The organism is Methylobacterium brachythecii (assembly GCF_014196345.1).
Lineage (GTDB): Bacteria > Pseudomonadota > Alphaproteobacteria > Rhizobiales > Beijerinckiaceae > Methylobacterium > Methylobacterium brachythecii.
In genome coordinates, this window is the sequence record NZ_JACIDN010000003.1 from 184,564 (window position 1) to 205,242 (window position 20,679).

18 protein-coding genes are annotated in these 20,679 nt (G+C 65.9%); 7 read left to right on the forward strand and 11 right to left on the reverse strand.

Features of this window, described 5'->3' with window-relative positions; all coding sequences use genetic code 11:
- Positions 1-8: 8 nt before the first annotated feature.
- On the forward strand, positions 9-1,715 hold the full coding sequence (locus GGR33_RS08515) for an AMP-binding protein (protein WP_246412921.1): 1,707 nt from the start codon (positions 9-11) through the stop codon (positions 1,713-1,715).
- A gap of 7 nt (positions 1,716-1,722) precedes the next feature.
- On the opposite strand, the gene GGR33_RS08520 is transcribed toward GGR33_RS08515, so the two are convergent.
- The 7 genes from GGR33_RS08520 to carB all read right to left on the reverse strand — a co-directional run bounded on the left by GGR33_RS08520 (position 1,723) and on the right by carB (position 9,987).
- The gene (locus GGR33_RS08520; protein ID WP_183503978.1) at positions 1,723-1,989 is read right to left on the reverse strand and encodes a YARHG domain-containing protein; all 267 of its coding nucleotides are present in this window, start codon (positions 1,987-1,989) and stop codon (positions 1,723-1,725) included.
- A gap of 178 nt (positions 1,990-2,167) precedes the next feature.
- Positions 2,168-3,058: a LysR family transcriptional regulator gene (locus GGR33_RS08525; RefSeq protein ID WP_183503980.1), complete on the reverse strand. Its 891-nt coding sequence runs from the start codon at positions 3,056-3,058 to the stop codon at positions 2,168-2,170.
- A gap of 256 nt (positions 3,059-3,314) precedes the next feature.
- Complete coding sequence (gene trxB, locus GGR33_RS08530; protein ID WP_183503982.1) at positions 3,315-4,292, reverse strand: thioredoxin-disulfide reductase; 978 nt, start codon at positions 4,290-4,292, stop codon at positions 3,315-3,317.
- Positions 4,293-4,348: 56 nt separating this feature from the next.
- Positions 4,349-5,365: a mitochondrial fission ELM1 family protein gene (locus GGR33_RS08535; RefSeq protein ID WP_284210693.1), complete on the reverse strand. Its 1,017-nt coding sequence runs from the start codon at positions 5,363-5,365 to the stop codon at positions 4,349-4,351.
- A gap of 28 nt (positions 5,366-5,393) precedes the next feature.
- Positions 5,394-5,858 (reverse strand): hypothetical protein, encoded by a 465-nt coding sequence (locus GGR33_RS08540; protein WP_183505008.1) that lies wholly within the window; start codon positions 5,856-5,858, stop codon positions 5,394-5,396.
- A 55-nt stretch (positions 5,859-5,913) separates the two neighbouring features.
- Positions 5,914-6,390, reverse strand: a complete 477-nt coding sequence (gene greA, locus GGR33_RS08545) for a transcription elongation factor GreA (RefSeq protein ID WP_183505009.1) — start codon at positions 6,388-6,390, stop codon at positions 5,914-5,916.
- Between the two features lie 123 nt (positions 6,391-6,513).
- Positions 6,514-9,987: a carbamoyl-phosphate synthase large subunit gene (gene carB, locus GGR33_RS08550; protein ID WP_183503986.1), complete on the reverse strand. Its 3,474-nt coding sequence runs from the start codon at positions 9,985-9,987 to the stop codon at positions 6,514-6,516.
- Positions 9,988-10,297: 310 nt separating this feature from the next.
- Here carB and GGR33_RS08555 point away from each other — a divergent pair, with 310 nt between their 5' ends.
- On the forward strand, positions 10,298-10,741 hold the full coding sequence (locus GGR33_RS08555) for a pseudoazurin (protein ID WP_183503987.1): 444 nt from the start codon (positions 10,298-10,300) through the stop codon (positions 10,739-10,741).
- A 76-nt stretch (positions 10,742-10,817) separates the two neighbouring features.
- On the opposite strand, the gene GGR33_RS08560 is transcribed toward GGR33_RS08555, so the two are convergent.
- The gene (locus GGR33_RS08560; RefSeq protein ID WP_183503989.1) at positions 10,818-11,195 is read right to left on the reverse strand and encodes a hypothetical protein; all 378 of its coding nucleotides are present in this window, start codon (positions 11,193-11,195) and stop codon (positions 10,818-10,820) included.
- Positions 11,196-11,367: 172 nt separating this feature from the next.
- Complete coding sequence (carA, locus tag GGR33_RS08565) at positions 11,368-12,597, reverse strand: glutamine-hydrolyzing carbamoyl-phosphate synthase small subunit (protein WP_183503996.1); 1,230 nt, start codon at positions 12,595-12,597, stop codon at positions 11,368-11,370.
- A 250-nt stretch (positions 12,598-12,847) separates the two neighbouring features.
- Between carA and GGR33_RS08570 the strand changes: the two genes are divergently transcribed.
- The gene (locus GGR33_RS08570) at positions 12,848-13,312 is read left to right on the forward strand and encodes a GatB/YqeY domain-containing protein (protein ID WP_183503998.1); all 465 of its coding nucleotides are present in this window, start codon (positions 12,848-12,850) and stop codon (positions 13,310-13,312) included.
- A 100-nt stretch (positions 13,313-13,412) separates the two neighbouring features.
- Positions 13,413-13,793, forward strand: a complete 381-nt coding sequence (locus tag GGR33_RS08575; RefSeq protein ID WP_183504000.1) for a VOC family protein — start codon at positions 13,413-13,415, stop codon at positions 13,791-13,793.
- Here the strand turns inward: GGR33_RS08575 and GGR33_RS08580 are convergent.
- Positions 13,774-14,046 carry a pilus assembly protein PilZ gene (locus tag GGR33_RS08580; RefSeq protein ID WP_183504003.1) on the reverse strand — a complete coding sequence of 91 codons (273 nt, stop codon included), beginning with the start codon at positions 14,044-14,046 and terminating at the stop codon, positions 13,774-13,776. The two genes, GGR33_RS08575 and GGR33_RS08580, sit on opposite strands and share 20 nt — an antisense overlap.
- A gap of 313 nt (positions 14,047-14,359) precedes the next feature.
- Here GGR33_RS08580 and dnaG point away from each other — a divergent pair, with 313 nt between their 5' ends.
- The gene (gene dnaG, locus GGR33_RS08585) at positions 14,360-16,276 is read left to right on the forward strand and encodes a DNA primase (protein WP_183505011.1); all 1,917 of its coding nucleotides are present in this window, start codon (positions 14,360-14,362) and stop codon (positions 16,274-16,276) included.
- 168 nt (positions 16,277-16,444) lie between these two features.
- A complete protein-coding gene (rpoD, locus tag GGR33_RS08590) occupies positions 16,445-18,454 on the forward strand; it encodes an RNA polymerase sigma factor RpoD (protein WP_183504005.1) in 2,010 nt (669 codons plus the stop codon).
- 161 nt (positions 18,455-18,615) lie between these two features.
- Here the strand turns inward: rpoD and GGR33_RS08595 are convergent, their stop codons facing one another.
- Entirely contained in the window at positions 18,616-18,978 is a 363-nt protein-coding gene (locus GGR33_RS08595; protein WP_183504007.1) for a hypothetical protein, read from the reverse strand.
- A 375-nt stretch (positions 18,979-19,353) separates the two neighbouring features.
- On the opposite strand from GGR33_RS08595, the gene GGR33_RS08600 reads away from it, so the two are divergent.
- Complete coding sequence (locus GGR33_RS08600; RefSeq protein WP_183504009.1) at positions 19,354-20,679, forward strand: adenylate/guanylate cyclase domain-containing protein; 1,326 nt, start codon at positions 19,354-19,356, stop codon at positions 20,677-20,679.

A 20,679-nucleotide genomic window follows, 5' to 3' on the forward strand; every position in this document is an offset into this window, starting at 1 on the left:
AGAACACCATGGCCGACTCATTGGCCGTAGACCGCAACGGCGCGCGCCCCTGGCTGGCGGCCTATCCGCCCGGCGTGCCGGCCGCGATCGACGTCGAGAGGCTCGGCACCCTCGTCGACCTGATCGAGCGCAGCATCGCCGCCTACGCGGATCGGCCAGCCCTGATCAGCTTTGGAAAGAGCGTCAGCTATCGCGAGTTGGGTGCCTCGGCCGATTGTGTCTCGGCTTGGCTCGGATCGCTCGGTTTGGCCAAGGGCGACCGTGTGGCGCTGATGATGCCCAACGTCGCCGCCTATCCGGCCGCGCTGCTCGGCGTGCTCAATGCTGGTTGCACCGCCGTCAACGTCAACCCGCTCTACACACCGCGCGAACTCATCGGGCAGCTCGAAGACTCCGGCGCCAGGATCCTGTTCGTGCTGGAGAATTTCGCGCACACCGTCGCGGAGGCGTTGCCCAAGCTGCCGAGGCTGGAGCGTGTGGTTCTCGTCGGGCCGGGCGATTGCCTCGGATTGAAGGGCAAGGTGATCGACTTCGCCTCGCGCTACGTCAAACGGGCAGTGCCCCACTTCCAGCTTTCGCCAACCGTCACGACCCGGTTCGATGCGGTGCTGCGCGCCGGACGCCGGCTGCCGCGCCACCGCGTCGCGGTCTCACCGAACGATCTCGCCTTCCTGCAATATACGGGTGGCACGACGGGGATCGCCAAGGCGGCGATGCTGACCCACCGCAACATCGTGGCCAATGTCGAGCAGAGCCGGGCCTGGTTTCAGGTCTCGGGTGGCGATGGCCGGAGACGCACCATGGTGACGGCGTTGCCGCTCTACCACATCTTTGCGCTCACGGCCTGTTTCTTCTTCTTCCTCGGGACCGGCGGATGCTGCCTGCTCATCGCCAACCCGCGAGACGTCAACGGCTTCGTGAAGACGCTGGCCAAGAGCCGTTTCACGCATCTGTCGGGGGTGAACACGTTGTTCAACCTGCTGCTGAACCACCCGAAGCTGCACGAAATCGATTTTTCCGGCGCTGACGGCTACCACATCGCCGGCGGCATGGCGGTCCAGGCGGCCGTGGCCGGCAAGTGGAAGGCGGCGACGGGCAAGGCCCTGATCGAGGGCTACGGGCTCTCGGAAACCTCGCCCGTGGTCTCGATCAATCCCGTCGACCTGCAGGAATGGTCGGGGACGATCGGCTATCCCGTGTCGTCGACCGACGTCGCGATCCGAAGCGCGGATGGCAGGGACCTGCCGTTCGGTGAACCGGGCGAACTCTGCGTGCGGGGGCCACAGGTAATGGCGGGATACTGGAACCGCCCGGAGGAGACGCGCGCTGCGATGACGCCGGACGGATTCTTCCGCACCGGCGACGTGGCGACGATGTCCGAGACGGGCTCCATCCGCATCGTCGACCGGATGAAGGACATGATCCTCGTCTCCGGCTTCAACGTCTATCCGAACGAGGTCGAAGACGTTCTCGCCAAGCACCCGTCCGTGCTCGAATGTGCGGTGGTGGGGGCCCGCTGCGAGGAGGGCGAAATGGTCGTCGCGCATGTGGTCATCAAGGGAGAGACCGTAGCGGCAGACGCCTTGAAGGCCCACGCCCGCTCGCAGCTCACGGGCTACAAGGTCCCGCGCCGCATCGTCTTCCACGACAGCCTGCCGAAGACCAATGTCGGCAAGGTCCTGCGCCGGGCGCTACGCGAGCCCGACGAGGCCTGATCGGAGATTATCGCGGGCAGCCGTAGGACTGCTCGTAGGCCTTGAGCTCGGCGACCTGCGCGCGCTGGCGCGCGGAGAGCGGCACGTCTTCGACGGCATCGTAGGAGCAGCCAGCATTCCCGAAGGTCTGGATCGCGCGCTGCGTCCGGAAGCAATAGCCCTGCTGCTTGTAGATGGCGTTACGCTGATACCAGGCGTCCTCGCAGCCACCAGCTCGGGCTTCGAAAACGCTGGCCGAAAGGGCGAGAATACCGATCGCCGCCAAGAATCGCATGAAGATCCTCCCAGAATGGGGATCTTTCGATCATGTCCCGGGCGGCCTGTCGAGCGAGCGCGGCCTTTAGACCAGGCTGAGTTTTGATGGAAACCATCAAAACTCAGAAAACATGATCAAATCAAAGAGTTAGAGCAGGCTTTCAGCGAAAAGCCGTTTCCACCTTTCGCAGCAGGCTCTAGAACGCCCAGCGCTGCGCCTTGGTCACGAGGAAGTCGCGGAAGGCCTGCACACGAGCGACGGAGCGCATCTCCTCGGCATAGACGAGGTAGCTCTCCATGCTCGGCATCTCGCTGTCGCGCATGATCTGCACGAGGCTCTGGTTCCCGTCGATGGCGTAGTCCGGCAGGATGCCGATCCCGGCGCCCGAGCGCATGGCCTCGTGCAAGGCCGCGACGTTGTTGACGGTGAAGCTGATCGGCCGCCGTTCGCGGCCCTCGCGCCCGATGCTGGCAAGGTAATGCGTCGCGAGCAGGTAGGACGGCTCGTTGCCGCCGAACGAGACCAGCCGGTGCTCATCGAGATCGTCGAGCGTCTTCGGCTCGCCGAAACGCTTGATGTAATCCTCGCTGGCGAAGGCGTGATAGTGCACTGTGAACAGCCGCCGCTGGATCAGGTCCGGCTGGGCGGGCCGCCGCATCCGGATCGCGATGTCGGCCTCGCGCATGGCGAGATCGAGCTCCTCGTTGGTGAGGATCAGTTCGATGCGCACCTCTGGATATAGGTCGAGAAATTCCGAGACGCGCTGAGCGAGCCAAGAGGTACCGAGGCCGACCGTCGTGGTGACGCGCAGATCGCCCGAGGGACGCTCGCTGGTCTCGACGAGGCGGGCCTGCGTGTTCTCTAGCCGGAGCTTCATGTCGCGCGCGGCACGAAACAGCAGGTCGCCCTGTTCGGTCAGGATCAGGCCTCGGGCATGCCGGTGGAAGAGCGGCGCCTTCAGCTCGCGCTCCAAGGCGCTGATCTGGCGGCTGACGGCCGATTGGCTCAAGCCGATATCGTCACCGGCGCGCGTAAAACTGCCGGCCTCCGCGACGTTGAGAAATATCCGGATCTTGTCCCAGTCCACGGCCGTGCCTCCCGTACGCATACCGGGCCGAGCCCCGTCCGGCCCCAGCCGAGCGGTTCATCGCCCCCAGCGTCTTCCGGCCAGCCCCCGATCCCTCGCGATACGTGCACCGAGATGTTCGGTCACACCTTCGCCAAACGGAACCCTGCGCTACCGGCTTCTACCGTCGCTGCATAGCTTAGGACGTCAGACTTGCGAATTGGTTGCGAACGTCCGCGTGCCAACATCTTAACAGACGATGACCTGCAACCGGAGATTATTCGGCGGCAGCCTGAGTTGGATTCTCGCCGACTTCGAGGTTCGCGAGGTACTTCTCGGCCTCGAGCGCGGCCATGCAGCCCATGCCCGCGGCGGTCACCGCCTGACGATAGACGTCGTCGGTGACATCGCCCGCCGCGAAGACGCCGGGGATCTCCGTCTCGGTGGTTCCAGGCTTCACCGTGAGATAGCCGCCATGGCGCGTGGGCAGCTGTCCCTCGAACACCTTGGTGGCCGGCTGATGGCCGATGGCGATGAAGACGCCTTCGGTCGCATGCTCCCGGATCTCGCCAGTGCGGGCATCCTTGAGGCGCAGATGCGTCACGGACGGCGCCGGCTCGGTCCTGCCGCAGATCTCCTCGACGCTGTGATGCCAGATCACCTCGATGTTTGGATGCTTGAACAGCCGCTCGCGCAGGATGCGCTCGGCCCGGAACTCACCGCGGCGGTGGACGACGGTGACCTTGCTCGCGACGTTGGCGAGGTAGAGCGCCTCCTCGACGGCGGTGTTGCCGCCGCCGACAACTGTGACCTCCTTGCCGCGGAAGAAGAAGCCGTCGCAGGTCGCGCAGGCCGAGACGCCGAAGCCCTGGAACTTCGATTCCGAGGGAATGCCGAGCCACTTGGCCTGCGCGCCGGTAGCGATGATCAGCGCATCGCAGGAATAGGTCTCGCCGGAATCGGCCATCAGCCGAAACGGGCGGCTCTTGAGGTCGACCTCGGTGATGTATTCGGAGACGATCGTTGTGCCGACATGCTCGGCCTGCAGGCGCATCTGCTCCATGAGCCAGGGCCCCTGGATTGCCTCGGCGAAGCCCGGATAGTTCTCGACATCGGTCGTGATCATGAGCTGTCCCCCGGGCTGGAACCCGGAGATCATCAGCGGCTCGACCAGCGCACGCGCGGCGTAGATCGCCGCCGTGTAGCCGGCCGGCCCGGAGCCGACGATCACGAGCTTCGCATGCGTATGGGCCATGTCATCCGTCTCCTGGTCCGCGCCGCCGGCTCGACTCCGGCGGCGCGTGAAAGGGCTTAAAGCCGGTCGCGCGTGCTGCCGCCCGCCGACGCGATCCGCCGCCGATGCTCGACGAAGGCCTTCGCCATCGCGTTCGCGATATCCGGCGTGGCGTCGATCGGGGCGTATTGCAGAGCTTCCAGCCGGCCGACGAATGTCTTCAGGGCGCCGGCCATGGCAAGCCCCGCGAACATCCGCCTGTGCCGGATGTAGGTCTTCGGCAGGTCGAACAGAAGGAGCGGCACGCCCGTGCTCGCCGCCTCCCCGACCATGTTGGCGGAGTCCGAGGTGACGACGACCTGATCGGCCAAGGCGAGCATGGCAACGTAAGGGTTGGTGCCGCTGCCATCCCAGTAGAAGCCGCCCTTCTCGGAGACCAGTGTCTCCAGGGCCGCGCGCAGCGCGTCCGGCGTGCGGCGCGACACCGTCAGCATCAGCGACGAGCCGCTGTCTGCGAGGGTGCCGAGATGCTTCACCAGCCGCTTCATGTCGGCCTCGCGATAGCTCAGATGCCGGCTGTTGCCCCCCACCAGGACGGCGACCCTCGGCCAGGAGAGGGCGGCGAGGCGCGGATCGGGCACCGCACGCGCCGCCTGCAGCCGCTCTCGCGAAACCTGATGCGGGGCCGTGAGCGTCGTGAAGACGTTCGGCCCGCGCAGGTCGTCGAAGTCGGGCACCCAGATGAAATCCGCGGCCTCGTGGCCGACGCGCGGGTCCTTGAGAAAGGTCGCGAAGGTTCGGTAGCCCGAGGCCTTTCGGATGGCCCGCATGTAGGGGACGGCGCGCCGGCCGGACGCGATCACGATGTCCGGCAGGGGGCCGGCCAGCGTGCCACCCTTGCGTCCCGGGGTATCGCGAGGATCGAGCGGCCCCCACGGCGCCGTCCAGTTGAACGGCCGGCGGGGAATGCGGCGCAACTCGTAGGGCAGCTTCAGGTACTCGGCGAGGCCAAGGCACTGGTTCTCGTCGCCGGCCTTGCCGTCGGTGACGATCCAGGTCGAGCAACGCGACAGATCCGGGATCGACTCACTCACCGATACGCCCTCGACCACGTTCGACCGGTCACTCGACCGGCAGCGAGCGCACGAGCCACTGGGCGTATTGCTCGGCGATGGCGGTAACGCGGCGGCGCTCCGAGGCGGGATCGTACCAGGCGCCGCCCGAACTCGAGGGAAGAACGGCAAGCTGCGGGTGGCGTGCCAGGATCTGCCCGTTCGCGCCGACGAGCAGTGCCTCGCCGTCGAGATAATCGTTCGATCCGCCACCACCGCCGCGCCCGCCACGGCCACTGTTCCCGCTGCCGGCATAGGGGTTGAGCGAGAGGCTGCGTACCACCACCACGAGGCTCGGCCCGCGTCCGCCGATACGACCGGCGAAGCTCTGCCTCAGCGCGGCAGTGAGGTCTGCGCGCAAGGCCTCGGCCTGCGCGCCGCCGCCCTCCGCCAGGAACGGCCGCACGTCGACCCACACGGAGGCGAAGCGGCCGAAACCGGAGGCGGCCTCGGTCACGCTGGCTTGCGCGAGCATCAGGCAGAGCAGCGCAGAAGCGGCGATCCGGCCTGCGATCGAGTTCCGTGCCACGTCAGCTGCCGTACTTGATCTCGAGCACTTCGTAGGACTTTCCGCCGCTCGGCGTGGTGACCTCGACGGCATCGCCGACGCCCTTGCCGATCAGCGCGCGAGCGATCGGGGAGGAGATCGAGACCCGGCCGGCATGGACGTCGGCCTCGGGCTCGCCAACGATCTGGTAGCTCTTCTCTTCCTCGGTGTCGTCATCGACGAGCTTCACCGTGGCGCCGAACTTGATCCGGTCCCCGGAGAGCTTCGAGACGTCGATGACCTCCGCGCGCGAGATCATGCTCTCGAGCTCGAGCACGCGGCCCTCGTTGTGAGACTGGGCTTCCTTGGCAGCGTGGTACTCGGCGTTCTCGGACAGGTCGCCATGGGCACGCGCCTCGGAGATGGCCGCGACGATGCGGGGACGCTCCACCTGCTGGCGATGCTTCAGCTCCTCTTCCATGGCTGCGAAGCCACGCACCGTGACCGGAACCTTGTCTATCGCCATCGTCTCACGCCGCAATTGAAGAGGCCCGGCCGGGAGCGGACGCTCCCTCCGGGCCAACTATGAAACGTCCGGACCGCCCGAGCGGCCGGACCTCGATGCATCTGTCGCCGTCGCGGTTCAGGCCGCGAAATATTCCTGCAACGCGCGCACCTGGAGGTCACCCTCCAGATAGGCTTTGATTCCCTCAGCCGCCGCCATCGCTCCGGCGAGAGTGGTGTAGTACGGCACTTTATGCAAGAGGGCGGTGCGCCGGAGCGACCGCGAGTCCGAGAGCGCTCCTGCACCCTCCGTCGTGTTGAAGACGAGCTGGACGTCGCCGTTCTTGATCGCGTCGACGATGTGCGGACGGCCTTCTAGAACCTTGTTCACCCGCTCGGCCGGGATGCCGTTCTCGGCGAGGTAGCGCTGGGTGCCTCCCGTGGCGAGCACGCCGAAACCGAGCTCGTGCAGCGCGCGCACCGCCGTCAGGATCCGCTCCTTGTCGTCGTCGCGAACCGAGACGAACACGACGCCCGCAGTCGGGACGGTCGTGCCCGAGCCGAGCTGGCTCTTGGCGAAGGCCACGCCGAAGCCGGCATCGAGGCCGATGACCTCGCCCGTCGAGCGCATCTCCGGCCCGAGCAGCACGTCGACGCCGGGGAAGCGGGCGAACGGGAACACCGCCTCCTTGACGGCGATGTGATCGAGCGTCTTCGGCTTGAGCCCGAAAGCCGACAGTCGCTCGCCGGCCATGATCCGGGCGGCGATCTTGGCGATCGGCTCGCCAATGACCTTTGCGACGAAGGGCACCGTGCGCGAGGCGCGCGGGTTCACCTCAAGCACATAGATCGTGCCGTCCTTGATGGCGTACTGGACGTTCATCAGGCCGCCGACCTTGAGGGCCAGAGCCATGGCCTTGGTCTGGCGCTCCAACTCAGCCAGGATTTCCGGCGACAGGGAGCGCGGGGGCAGGGTGCAGGCGGAATCGCCCGAATGGATGCCCGCTTCCTCGATGTGCTCCATGATGCCGGCGATGAAGACGTCCTCGCCATCGCAGACCGCGTCGACGTCGACCTCCACCGCATCCGATAGATAGCGGTCGAACAGCAGCGGGTTGCGGCCCAGCACCGTGTTGATCTGGCCCGTCTTGTCGTTCGGGTAGCGTGCCTTGATGTCCGACGGGATCAGGCTCGGCAGCGTGCCGAGGAGGTAGTCGGCGAACTGCGCCTCGTCGCGGATGATCGCCATGGCGCGGCCGCCGAGCACGTAGGAGGGTCGGACCACGAAGGGGAGGCCGAGCTCCGAGGCGATCAGCCGGCTCTGCTCGACCGAATAGGCGATACCGTTCTTCGGCTGCTTCATGCCGAGCTTGTCGAGCAGCCGCTTGAACTGGTCGCGGTCCTCGGCGAGGTCGATCGCGTCGGGCGACGTGCCGAGGATCGGCACGCCGGCCGCTTCCAAGGCGCGAGCGAGCTTGAGCGGGGTCTGGCCGCCGAACTGGACGATGACGCCGTGCAAAGTGCCGGCCTGCCGCTCGGTCTCGATGATCTCCAGCACGTCCTCTTCGGTCAGCGGCTCGAAATAGAGCCGGTCCGAGGTGTCGTAGTCGGTCGAGACCGTCTCCGGATTGCAGTTGACCATGATGGTCTCGTAACCGGCATCCGACAGCGCGAAGCAGGCGTGGCAGCAGCAATAGTCGAACTCGATGCCCTGGCCGATCCGGTTCGGGCCGCCGCCGAGGATGATGACCTTCTTCTTGTCCGACGGCAGCGCCTCATCGGCGACGGTGCCGGCGAAGGGGGCGACGTAGGTCGAGTACATGTAGGCGGTGGGCGCCTTGAACTCGGCCGCACAGGTATCGATGCGCTTGAAGACGGGCCGCACGTTCAGCGCACGGCGCTTGGCGCGGACGGCATCCTCCTCGGCTCCCGTCAGCACGGCGAGCCGTGCATCGGAGAAGCCGGCCGCCTTGAGTTGGCGGAAGGCGGCCGGGGTCGTCGGCAGGCCATGCGCCTTCACACGCGCTTCGAGATCGATGATCGCCTGCAGTTGCTCGAGGAACCACGGATCGATCTTGCAGGAGGCGAAGACCTCCTCATGGCTGATGCCGAGCCGCAGGGCTTGGCCGACCTTGAGCAGGCGGTCCGGCGTCGGGATGCCGATCGCCGCCTTGATGGCGTTGTGGTCGTCGCCCTTGCCGAGGCCCTCGATCTCGATCTCGTCGAGCCCGGTGAGGCCTGTCTCCAGCGAGCGTAACGCCTTCTGCAGGGACTCCGCGAAGCAGCGGCCGATCGCCATGGCCTCGCCGACCGACTTCATGGCGGTGGTGAGCGTCGGCTCTGCGCCCGGGAATTTCTCGAAGGCGAAGCGCGGGATCTTGGTGACGACGTAGTCGATGGTCGGCTCGAACGAGGCCGGGGTCGCGCCACCGGTGATGTCGTTGGCGATCTCGTCGAGGGTGTAGCCGACGGCGAGCTTGGCCGCGACCTTGGCGATCGGGAAGCCGGTGGCCTTCGAAGCGAGTGCGGACGAGCGCGACACGCGCGGGTTCATCTCGATCACGATCATACGCCCGTTCTCGGGATTGATCGCGAACTGCACGTTCGAGCCGCCGGTCTCGACGCCGATCTCGCGGAGCACCGCGAGGGAGGCGTCGCGCATCACCTGATATTCTTTATCGGTCAGCGTCAGGGCAGGGGCGACCGTGATCGAGTCGCCGGTATGCACGCCCATCGGGTCGATGTTCTCGATGGAGCAGACGATGATGCAGTTATCCGCCTTATCGCGGACGACCTCCATCTCGTACTCCTTCCAGCCGAGCACGCTCTCCTCGATCAGCACCTCGTTGGTCGGCGATGCGTCGACGCCGCGCTCGACGATGTCGAGGAATTCTTCCCGGTTATAGGCGATGCCGCCGCCGGTGCCGCCCATGGTGAAGGACGGCCGGATGATCGCAGGCAGGCCGATCTCGGCAAGGGCGATCAGGCCCTGGCCCAGCGCGTGCTCGATGTAGCGGCGCCGGCGCTCGCTCTCGCCGCTCGCCCATTGCCGCTCGAACTCGGCGAGTGCCGCCTCACGCGCTGCCGGCTCGGCGCTCCTGGCCTCGATCCGCGCCTTGTCGGCGAGATAGCGGTCCCGATCGGCCTTCTTGGCAGCGGAGGCGTTGGCCAGGGCGGATTTCGGCGTCTCCAGGCCGATCTTGGTCATGGCCTCCCGGAAGAGGTTGCGATCCTCGGCCTTGTCGATGGCCTCGGCCGTCGCGCCGATCATCTGCACGCCGAACTTTTCGAGGACGCCCATCTTCTTGAGGGAAAGCGCGCAGTTGAGCGCTGTCTGGCCGCCCATGGTCGGCAGGAGGGCGTCGGGGCGCTCCTTCTCGATGATCTTGGCGACGATCTCCGGCGTGATCGGCTCGACATATGTGGCGTCGGCCATGTCCGGATCGGTCATGATCGTCGCCGGGTTCGAGTTCACGAGCACGATGCGGTAGCCCTCCTCGCGCAGTGCCTTGCAGGCCTGGGTGCCGGAATAATCGAACTCGCAGGCCTGCCCGATGATGATCGGACCCGCACCGATGATCAGAATCGAGGAAATGTCGGTGCGCTTCGGCATCGTTCGCCTTGAGGTCGTGTGCGGGTCGTCAAACCGCGCGCATTCGCCCTCGCGCATCGCCGACGACACGGCGAGGTTCGAGGCCGGTCGGCACAGGAATGATCGTTAGCGCCCGCGTTTACACGCAGCCGCAGGGGTTTGAAAGGGCGAGCAACAGCCGAGTCCAGCGTCCGCTGCATGGCCGGCGGCAAGAGTATAATTATTCAATTTATCAAGTTGCGTCGGAGATTTGATCAAATTCTCGAAAGCACATAGTCAATCTTGCCGGTCAAAAACATCGGTCAAGTTCAGAATTATTATGAGGAAAAGGATGACGTCCTCCAGAACGCTTTTCGCGGCCGCCATGCTCGCCGCGACCTGCGCGTCGGCTCAGGCCGCCGAGTTCACGGTAAAGATGCTCAACAATGGCCCAGGCGGGATGATGGTCTTCGATCCGCCTTTCACGAAGATTGCGCCCGGAGACACCGTCAAGTTCGTGGCGACCGACAAGGGCCACAATGTCGAGACGATCAAGAACATGGCGCCGGAGGGAGCCGCTCCGGTGAAGGGCGCTCTGGGCAAGGACGAGACCGTCACCTTCGAGAAGGAAGGCGTCTACGGCTTCAAGTGCGCGCCGCACTACATCATGGGCATGGTGGCGCTGGTGGCCGTCGGCTCGAACCTCGAAAACCTCGAGAAAGCCAAGGGCCTCGACCAGAACAAGATGGCCAAGCAGCGCTTCGAGCCGCTCTGGGCCAAGGCGGAAGCCAAGTAGAATTCAGCGGAAGCCAGACAGCAAAAAGCCGGGCCGATCTCTCTCGGCCCGGCTCGATGATAAGAACGCGATGGTCTCAGAAAGCGGCGTGAAGCGCGGCGACGGCCCGGTCGATCGAGAGATAGAAGACGCCGAAGGCGACGACGGCCGCCGCAGCAAATTCATGAGCCTGGTTCGGGAGGGTCTGGAAACGGCGCATCGTCTCGCGGCCGAAATAGGCCGAGAGCCAGGCGAGCAGCAGAACCGCCGGCATGACGAAGAGGTAGGACAGCGTGCTCTCGACGCGAGCCGAACCGGCGGCGGGCTCGATCAGCGCGCGGATGTTGCGAACCCAAGGCGTGTAGAATGCGGCGTAGGACGCAGTGAGCCACGCGAGGCCGACCGCGACGCCGAGATGCAGCGTGAAGTGCCGATGCAACCGCGAGAAGTCGTCACGCGCGTCGTCGAGCGTCATCCCAAAAACCCCATCGAACCGAAGGTGGCCGGGAGCGATTCCGCTTGGATCCGCGTGCCGGCTGCGATGGGTGTCGAGTGCCGTTCAAGCTGGGAGTTTTTGTGGCCGGACAGTGCCGAGACCGTGCTTTAGGCCACCCGCTGCATCGCGTGGCGGCCACGTGGCCGAAAGGTCACGGCGTCTTGCCGACGGTCTCGGCACGGTTGTCGCGCATCAGGCCAACGAAACGCTCGAACAGGTAGTGGCTGTCGCGCGGGCCGGGCGACGCCTCCGGGTGATGCTGGACCGAGAAGGCCGGCCGGTCGGTGAGCGACAGCCCGCAATTTGAGCCGTCGAACAGCGAGACATGGGTTTCGACCGCCGTGTCCGGCAGGCTCTTTGGATCGACCGCGAAACCGTGGTTCATCGAGACGATCTCGACCTTGCCGGTGGTGTGATCCTTCACGGGATGGTTCGCGCCGTGATGTCCCTGGCCCATCTTCACGGTGCGTCCGCCGAGCGCCAGGCCCATGAGCTGGTGGCCGAGGCAGATTCCGAAGGTCGGCACGCGCTTCTCGAGCAACTCCCGGATCACCGGGACGGCGTACGTGCCGGTCGCGGCCGGGTCGCCGGGCCCATTCGAGAGGAAGACGCCGTCGGGCTTGAGCGCCAGGATGTCGGCGGCGGTGGTGGTCGCGGGCACTACGGTCACATCGCAGCCGGCCTGGGCGAGCAGGCGGAGGATGTTGCGCTTCACGCCATAATCGATCGCGACGACCCGGTATCCGTCACCGGCCGGCCGGGTGCCATAGCCGCCCTGCACCGTCCAGGTAGTCTCACCCCAGTTCGAGCGCTCGCGGCTGGTGACCGGGGGGACCAGATCGAGACCCTCCATCGGCGCCAGCGCCGCAGCGCGCGCCTTCAGCGCCTCCCGATCGAATTGCCCCGCTGGATCGTTTGCAATGACGGCGTTCGGCATGCCGTGATCGCGGATCAGCGCTGTCAGCGCACGGGTGTCGATCCCGGTGATGCCGACGATGCCGCGGGCCTTCAGCCAACCGTCCAGATGCGAAGAGGAGCGCCAGCTCGACGGCTGCGTGACCGCCGACGCAATGACCGCTCCGCGCACGCCCGAGGCCGGCGCCGCATCGAGGCTTTCCAGATCCTCGTCATTGGTGCCGACATTGCCGATATGCGGGAAGGTGAAGGTCACGATCTGGCCGGCATAGGACGGGTCTGTCAGGATCTCCTGGTAGCCCGTCATCGCCGTGTTGAAGCAGACCTCGCCGTCGGCGATGCCCTCATGGCCGATGCCGAAGCCTTCGAGGATCGTCCCGTCGGCGAGCACGAGCAGGGCTGTAGCGAGGGGCTCGGCCCAGGGTTCGGGTGCGGGGCGCGCGGAAGCGGCGGCGTCTGGCAGCATCGATCGGATCCGGATGGCTCTCAGCCGCATTCCAGAGCCCTCGGGGGCACGCGTGCGGCGAGCGATTGCGTTGCACATAGCGACCCGGCCGCGCGCGGGCAACGTGGGAGGTTGCGGGGCTCATGATCGCGCATGAACGAGGCGCTCCGGCACGCAGCCGAGAAACGTCCTGCCGCCTGACACGCTGGCGGAGGAGCGTCGGACGGTATAGGCAGCGCCGCTTGGAAGAACGAGCCGTCAGGAACCCACCATGCTGCGCGAGCGCCTCACCGCCGAGATGAAGGCCGCCATGAAGGCCGGCGAGAAGGAAAAGCTTTCGACGGTCCGCATGATCCAGGCCGCCCTCAAGGACAAGGACATCGAGGCGCGCGTCTCGGGCTCCGGCACCGGTCAGATCGACGAGGCCGAGATCCTCTCGTTGCTGCAGAAGATGATCAAGCAGCGCAACGAGGCAGCCGGCGTCTACGAGCAGGGCGGCCGGCCGGAGCTCGCGGCGTCCGAGCGCTCCGAGGCCGCGATTATTGCGAGCTTCCTGCCCCAGCAGATGGACGAGTCGGAAACGCGCGCGGCCATCGCAGCCGCCGTCGCCGAAACCGGCGCTGCCGAGCCGAAGGACATGGGCAAGGTGATCGCCGCGCTGAAGGCCAAGTATGCCGGCCGGATGGATTTCGGGAAGGCCAGCGGACTCGTGAAGGAGACCCTTGCCGCCAAGTGACGGCGCGGGGTCCATCGCTGACCGGTCGTTTCCGCGCGTTTCGAGACTCGGAAGGATCCCGACTCGCGGCTAGCCTCGCATCGATGACGAGGAGACGGCGATGGGTACCGAGATCATTCCTTACCTGTTCTATCGTGACGTGCCGGCCGCGCTCGACTGGTTGCGCCGCGTCTTCGGCTTTCAGGAAGAAAGCCGGCATCCGACGTCTGGCGGCGGCATGCACGCCTCGATGCTGCTCGACGGGCAGCGAATCATGATGGGGCAGGGCAGCGACGCCTGGCGGATGGTCGCGCCCAGCGACGAGACAAAGGCCACCGCTGGCATCTTCGTCTACGTGCCCGACGTTCGGGCGCATCACGCCCGTGCCGAGGCGGCGGGCGCCGAGATCTCACAGCCGCTCGCCGACCACGGTTATGGGCTGACTTACACGGTCTGGGATCTCGACCAGCATCCCTGGTACTTTACGCAGGCGTCGGACTGATCCCGTCCTCGAACACCACCCCGAGCCTCCTGCCGTCGCGCCGCACCACCGCACAGGGGCGAGCGCGCCGATGCGGACCGATCGCGAGGCTGAACCGATCGGGGATCTCCTCGGACCCGGCGACTTCGATCATCGCGCCGATCTGAGACTCGTCCCAGACGAGGCAATCGCGCTGCGATGAGAGGTCGTCGAGGAGGATCGAGCCGAATAGGAACGCGTTCGTGCGCGGCTCCAATCGGCGATTGTCGGTCATGGCGGATGTCCGGAACACGGAAGCCTTGACGGTTGCAGCCTCGTCTTAACAAACCGTTCGGCGGATACTCTAGGTTCGCATCGGTCGGTTGACGGGCGTCGCTCCATCGGCTCCGCGTAGAGCACGGCGACAGCGGCGGCTTGTCGTCGGCTCGTCCCAGGCCGAGAGGGCGCATCTGTGGATTGGATGTGGATCGCCGCCTGCGACCGACATCGAAGAGGTCGGACTGCCGAGCCGGCCTGGGAGCGCTGAGACTCGGCCGGGGTCGATGCGGTACTATGCCGAATCCGACGACCTCCACGACCGGACCCCGTTGCGTTATCCGCCCCACATCCTGGAAGAGATCCGCGCGCGGCTTCCCGCGTCGGACGTGGTCGGCCGGCGCGTGCGGCTGAAGAAGGCCGGCCGCGAATGGCGCGGGCTGTCGCCGTTCAACTCCGAGAAGACGCCGTCCTTCTACGTGAACGATCAGAAGCAGTTCTATCACTGCTTCTCCTCCGGCAAGCACGGGGACGTCTTCCGCTTCCTCATGGAGACGGAAGGCTTGAGCTTTCCCGAGGCCGTCGAGCGCCTGGCCGGCGAAGCCGGCGTGGTCCTCCCGAAGCCTTCGGCCGAGACCGAGCGTGCGGACGAGCAGCGCAGGGACGCGCTCGACGTGATGGAACTCGCAGCCGTTTATTTCGAAGACCAGCTCAGGGGGCAACGGGGCGCGCAGGCCCGCGAGTATCTCGACCGCCGGGCATTGGGGGAGGGGGTGCGCCGCCAGTTCCGCCTCGGCTACGCGACGGGCGAGCGCTATGCGCTACGCGACCATCTCGCCGGCAAGGGCGTCGACAAGGCGCTGATGCTTGAACTCGGCCTTCTCGCGACCAGCGAGACCGTCGCGGTGCCCTTCGACAAGTTTCGCGACCGGGTGATGTTTCCGATCACCGATATCCGCGGCCGTGTGATCGCTTTTGGCGGCCGGGCCATGCAGGCGGATGCCAAGGCGAAGTACCTCAACTCACCGGAGACGCCGCTCTTCCACAAGGGCCGCGTGCTCTACAATCTCAATGCGGCCCGCAAAGCCGCGCATGACCGCGGTACCATCATCGCGGTCGAGGGCTATGTCGACGTCATCGCGATGACGCTCGCCGGGCACGCCGAGGCCGTGGCGCCGCTCGGCACGGCGCTCACCGAGGATCAACTCGGCCTGCTCTGGCGCCATGCAGACGAGCCGATCCTGTGCTTCGACGGCGATAAGGCTGGGCAGAAAGCCGCGTTCCGGGCGCTCGACGTCGCATTGCCGATGCTGGAGCCGGGCAAGTCGCTGCGTTTCGCCATGCTGCCGCAGGGTCAGGACCCGGACGACCTGCTGCGCTCCGGCGGGGCCGGGGCGATCGACACGGTGCTTGAAAGCGCGCACCCCCTCGTCGAGGTTCTGTGGGCACGCGAGACCGAGACGTCGCCGCTCGATACGCCCGAGCGCCGGGCCGGGCTCGCCCGCACCCTGCGCGAGGCGGTTTCGGGCATCCGCGACGAGACCGTCCGCCGGTTCTATCGGGACGACATCGAGAACCGCCTGCGGGAGATGTCCGGTCCTCGCGGCGGACGCGGAGACTACCGAGGTGCCGCGCAACCGGGCCGGGCAAACGGCGAGCCGATGCGCAGGCGCCCGCGGCCGGGCGATCCCCCGCCGTCGCCCCGGATCGATTTCAAGTTCAGCCCGCTCCTGTCGAGCGCGACCCCGCCTCCGCAGGGGAGCGCCTTCCGTGAGCGCGAGGCGATGATCGTGTCGAGCCTGCTCGTCCACACGGAATTGCTGGCAATCGAGGAGGAAGACCTCTCGGAATTGGAACTCGACAATCCCGACGCGCAGGTCCTGCGCTCGGCTCTGCTCGACCACGTCGCCGAGGGAGCTTCGACCGATTCGGAGGTGATGGCCTCGCGCTTGGAACGCGCTGGGCTGTCGGAGGCGGCGGCGCGGCTCGCGGCTCTGGTGAGGCCCGGCGACCGCTGGTCGCTCGACCCGCATGCGGATCCTGCACGCCTGGAAACGACTCTCCGTCAAGCCGTGATCTTGCACCGCAAGGCGGGAACGCTAAATAGCGAACTCCGCCAAGCGGAACGTGCCCTTGCCGACGACCCATCCGAGGCCAATTTCGCTTGGCTATGTGACGTCAAGGAAAGGTTGGCGGTAATCGCCAGCGCGGATGCCGACGCGGAGGATCCGGAGACGGACGAGATTTGACGCCGTGACGCGCGATGCAGATCGCCGCGCATGGTTAACGGTCGGTCAAGCAGGGGTGCGTAGACCGAATTCATCTGCCGGTGACGACCGGTATCCGAATTGCGGCTTTCAACCGGGGCATGCGACCGATCGCATCCGGTGCGGCTGCCACGAAAACATAGGCTGAGCATGGCAACGAAGGCAACCGAGCGGGACGACACCGACGTCGCTCAAGAGCAGCAGACGGACGGTCCTCTGCTCGATCTGACCGATGCCGCCGTCAAGCGCATGGTCAAGCTCGCGAAGAAGCGCGGCTATGTGACCTACGAAGAGGTCAACGAGGTTCTTCCCGACGGTCAGGTCGACGGCGACCAGATCGAGGACGTCCTGGCTCAGCTCGACGACATGGGTATCCGTGTCATCGAGAGCGAGGAAACCGAAGAGACCACCGCCGACAAAAAGCCCAACGGCGAAGCATCGGACGAGGAAGAGGCTGCCGAGGGCGGCGAGGTCGCCGAGGCGGGTCCGACCCGTGCGGTCGCCGTCGCGACGACCACGACCAAGGAGCCGACCGACCGCACGGACGATCCCGTGCGGATGTATCTGCGCGAGATGGGCTCCGTGGAGCTGCTGTCCCGCGAGGGCGAGATCGCGATCGCCAAGCGCATCGAGGCCGGCCGCGAGGCGATGATCGCGGGCCTCTGCGAGAGCCCGCTGACCTTCCAGGCCATCATCATCTGGCGCGACGAGCTGATCGACGGAAAGGTGTTGCTGCGCGACATCATCGACCTCGAAGCCACCTATGCCGGCCCGGATGCCAAGACGGCACCGCAGGTGGCCGAAGGCGAGGAAGCCGAGGAAGAGGGCGACGCCGAAGGCGAAGGCCCGAACCCGCCCGAAGGCGGCGACGACGAAGACGACATGGAGAACAACGTCTCGCTCGCCGCGATGGAAGCGGAGATCAAGCCGCGCGTCCTGGAAACCTTCGACGCGATCGCCGGCAACTATCGCAAGCTGCGCAAGCTCCAGAACGAGGCGAACGAGCGCCAGGCCGCCGGTGAGGCGAATACCTCCGCCCAGGACAAGAAGCAGGCGGAGCTGAAAGACATCGTCGTCACCGACGTGAAGTCCCTCTCGCTCAACGCCAACCGTATCGAGGCTCTGGTCGAGCAGCTCTACGACATCAACAAGCGCCTGATCTCGCATGAGGGCCGCTTGATGCGCGCCGCCGAAGGCCACGGCGTCGCTCGCGACGAATTCCTACGCCACTACCAGGGCTGGGAGCTCGATCCGAACTGGATGGAGCGCGTCGGCACGCTCGGCGGCAAGGGCTGGAAGAACTTCGTCGAGAAGGGCGGGCGGCAGGTCGCGGACCTGCGCGAGCAGATCCTCACGCTCGCCTCCGAGACGGGCCTGCAGATCGGCGAGTACCGCAAGATCGTAAACATGGTCCAGAAGGGCGAGCGCGAAGCCCGCCAGGCCAAGAAGGAGATGATCGAGGCGAACCTCCGTCTCGTGATCTCGATCGCCAAGAAGTACACTAACCGCGGCCTGCAGTTCCTGGATCTGATCCAGGAGGGCAATATCGGCCTGATGAAGGCGGTCGATAAGTTCGAGTACCGCCGCGGCTACAAGTTCTCGACCTACGCGACGTGGTGGATTCGCCAAGCGATCACCCGGTCGATCGCCGACCAGGCGCGGACCATCCGCATCCCGGTGCACATGATCGAAACGATCAACAAGATCGTCCGCACCTCGCGCCAGATGCTACATGAGATCGGCCGCGAGCCGACGCCGGAGGAGCTGGCCGAGAAGCTGGCGATGCCGCTGGAGAAGGTTCGCAAGGTCCTGAAGATCGCCAAGGAGCCGATCTCGCTTGAAACGCCCATCGGCGACGAGGAGGACAGCCACCTCGGCGACTTCATCGAGGACAAGAACGTCGTCCTGCCGATCGACGCGGCGATCCAGTCAAACCTGCGCGAGACCACCACGCGCGTGCTCGCCTCGCTCACGCCGCGCGAGGAGCGCGTGCTGCGCATGCGTTTCGGCATCGGCATGAACACCGATCACACGCTCGAAGAGGTCGGCCAGCAATTCTCGGTGACCCGCGAGCGTATCCGTCAGATCGAGGCGAAGGCCCTGCGCAAGCTGAAGCATCCGAGCCGGAGCCGGAAGCTGCGCAGCTTCCTCGACAACTGATCTGGTCGAGTGGTGCAATCAAAAGCCCCTTCCTGTTGCACAGGGAGGGGCTTTTTCGTTTCGCCGTCAGTGCGAGGCGAAGCCGAAGCAATCCTGAGCCGAGGCGCCGACGCTAAGGATGTTGTCCTGGGTTGCTTCGCTACGCTCTTAAAGACGACAGCTCACTCGGCGACGAAGCGCGTCGTGCCGGCCTTGCGGTTCCAGAACAGGGTCACCTGGGTGATGTTGCAGAGGTTGACCTCGCGGAATTCGGAGGCGTCGCCGTCGTTGTAGACGACGCGGATGTCCCACTTGCAGCCGCCTCCACCCTGTAAGTTGATCTCGGCGCTCTCGCCGTCGCCGATCGCGTCCTTGCCCATCACGTCCTTGCCCCAGTTGGAGCTGCTGACAGGGCCGACATAGACCTCGTCGATCTGGTAGCCGGTCTTGTTGACGATGGTGAAATCTTGCTTGGCCTGAGCCATGGCGAGACCTGGCGCGAAGATCGCGGCCAGTGCGGTGAGACGGATGACGGAAGTCAGCATCGGTGAAGCCCCAAAGTCGTCGCGAGGAGCGGTCGGCTGAAGCCGATCCTTTGGACTCCTCGATTGCCGCGTAGGGCCTTCGGTTAAGCTAGGCTAAAGAAAATGTTACGAAATGTTTCCGGCCGGTGACTTGTGCACAACATGCGTTGAAGCTCGCCTCTCAAAGCGGCCGACGGAGGCATGCGTCCGCTCTGGAAAAGCGTTGACCATGCGAGCCAAGATTGGTTTCAGAGGTGGCGGCGTTTCGGTCTATGCTGACCGGGCATTCGCAGTGGTGGTCGGGCCCGTCCCCAAGCGATTGACGCCGCACTTTTCAACATGAATCGCCCAGCCGGCAAACCTTGCTTTGCCCCAGGGCGTACCCACCTTGGCCATATGCTCGACGAGGACGCCACCACGACGCCACCCAAAGAGCTTGCACCCACCGCTTTCGCCGACGGCTCCGAGGCGCAGGACGTGCCCTTCGGCGCGATCCAGCCGAGCGTCGGCATCCGCGACTGGCTGCTGGGCGAGGGCGCGCGGCTGGAAAATGCGAGCGATCTGCTGGCGGGGCTGGCGCAGCGCCTGATCGACATCGGCGTGCCGGTCGATCGCGCCTCGACGGCGATCGATACCCTGCACTCGGAATATTCGGGCGTGGGACGGGTCTGGACTCGTGAGTCGGGCACGACGGTTCGGCTGTTTCCGCACGGCGAAGCCTCGCACGAGGCCTATCACGCGAGCCCGTTCTATGAGGTCCATCAGAGCGGCGAATGGCTGATCCTCGATCTCACCGAGACCCCGGACGACCTGTTCTCGATCGTACCGGAACTCAAGGCCGAAGGTTTCGCGGCTTATGTCGTGGTGCCCGTCTTTTTCACCAACGGCACTCATAACGGCATCACCTTCGCCACGCGTGCGAAGGATGGGTTTGCGGACGAGGACATCGCGATCCTGCGCTTCATCATGCCGGCGCTCGCCGCGGTGATGGAGATGCGCATCGTCAACAAGCAGCTCGACCAGGTGCTGCGCATCTATGTCGGCGACGAGCCGCACCGCGCTATCCTGTCGGGCGATATCCGCCGGGGTCAGGTCAAGCGCATTCGCTCGGCGATCCTCTTCGCCGACATGCGCGACTACACGCGGCTATCGGCCGACCTGACGCCCGAGGAATCGGTCGAGCTTCTCAACCACTTCTTCGACTGCCTGGTGCCCGCCATCGAGCGGGAGGGCGGCGAGGTGCTGAAATATCTCGGCGACGGCCTGCTCGCGATCTTCCGCGAGCCCGGCGACGACCTCGGCGGCGCCGCCAAGGGTGCGCTTACGGCAGCGCTCACATCTCTCGAAGCACTCGCCGAGGCCAACGCGGTCGGTCGCTTCGGCGACAAGCCGGTCGCCGCCGGCATCGCGCTTCATCACGGCGAGGCGGCTTACGGCAATGTCGGCTCCGGCACCCGGCTCGACTTCACCGTGATCGGCCGGGACGTGAACCTCGCCAGCCGCCTGGCGCGGCTGAACCGGACGCTCGGCGAACCGCTACTCATGTCGAAGCCCTTCGTCGACTTTCTCTGGGGCGATCCGGTATCGCTCGGCGAACACCCCCTCGACGGTTTTCCCGAGCTGATGGAGGTCTATCGGCCGGGACGGGCGAAGGCGGCCTCCTGTATCCGCGTGAGCCAGCCATCCGAGACGAGCGCGGCGGCGGCGCTCACGGCGGACTGA

What these genes read in the sequence shown, in the direction of transcription:
- GGR33_RS08570 (WP_183503998.1), top strand. Translation starts at nt 12,848, where the DNA reads ATGCTGCGCGAGCGCCTCACCGCCGAGATGAAGGCCGCCATGAAGGCC.
- GGR33_RS08600 (WP_183504009.1), top strand. Translation starts at nt 19,354, where the DNA reads ATGCTCGACGAGGACGCCACCACGACGCCACCCAAAGAGCTTGCACCC.
- GGR33_RS08520 (WP_183503978.1), bottom strand. Translation starts at nt 1,989, where the DNA reads ATGCGATTCTTGGCGGCGATCGGTATTCTCGCCCTTTCGGCCAGCGTT.
- GGR33_RS08595 (WP_183504007.1), bottom strand. Translation starts at nt 18,978, where the DNA reads ATGCTGACTTCCGTCATCCGTCTCACCGCACTGGCCGCGATCTTCGCG.
- carB (WP_183503986.1), bottom strand. Translation starts at nt 9,987, where the DNA reads ATGCCGAAGCGCACCGACATTTCCTCGATTCTGATCATCGGTGCGGGT.
- rpoD (WP_183504005.1), top strand. Translation starts at nt 16,445, where the DNA reads ATGGCAACGAAGGCAACCGAGCGGGACGACACCGACGTCGCTCAAGAG.
- GGR33_RS08555 (WP_183503987.1), top strand. Translation starts at nt 10,298, where the DNA reads ATGACGTCCTCCAGAACGCTTTTCGCGGCCGCCATGCTCGCCGCGACC.
- GGR33_RS08560 (WP_183503989.1), bottom strand. Translation starts at nt 11,195, where the DNA reads ATGACGCTCGACGACGCGCGTGACGACTTCTCGCGGTTGCATCGGCAC.
- GGR33_RS08515 (WP_246412921.1), top strand. Translation starts at nt 9, where the DNA reads ATGGCCGACTCATTGGCCGTAGACCGCAACGGCGCGCGCCCCTGGCTG.
- GGR33_RS08540 (WP_183505008.1), bottom strand. Translation starts at nt 5,858, where the DNA reads ATGCTCGCGCAAGCCAGCGTGACCGAGGCCGCCTCCGGTTTCGGCCGC.
- GGR33_RS08575 (WP_183504000.1), top strand. Translation starts at nt 13,413, where the DNA reads ATGGGTACCGAGATCATTCCTTACCTGTTCTATCGTGACGTGCCGGCC.
- carA (WP_183503996.1), bottom strand. Translation starts at nt 12,597, where the DNA reads ATGCTGCCAGACGCCGCCGCTTCCGCGCGCCCCGCACCCGAACCCTGG.
- GGR33_RS08580 (WP_183504003.1), bottom strand. Translation starts at nt 14,046, where the DNA reads ATGACCGACAATCGCCGATTGGAGCCGCGCACGAACGCGTTCCTATTC.
- trxB (WP_183503982.1), bottom strand. Translation starts at nt 4,292, where the DNA reads ATGGCCCATACGCATGCGAAGCTCGTGATCGTCGGCTCCGGGCCGGCC.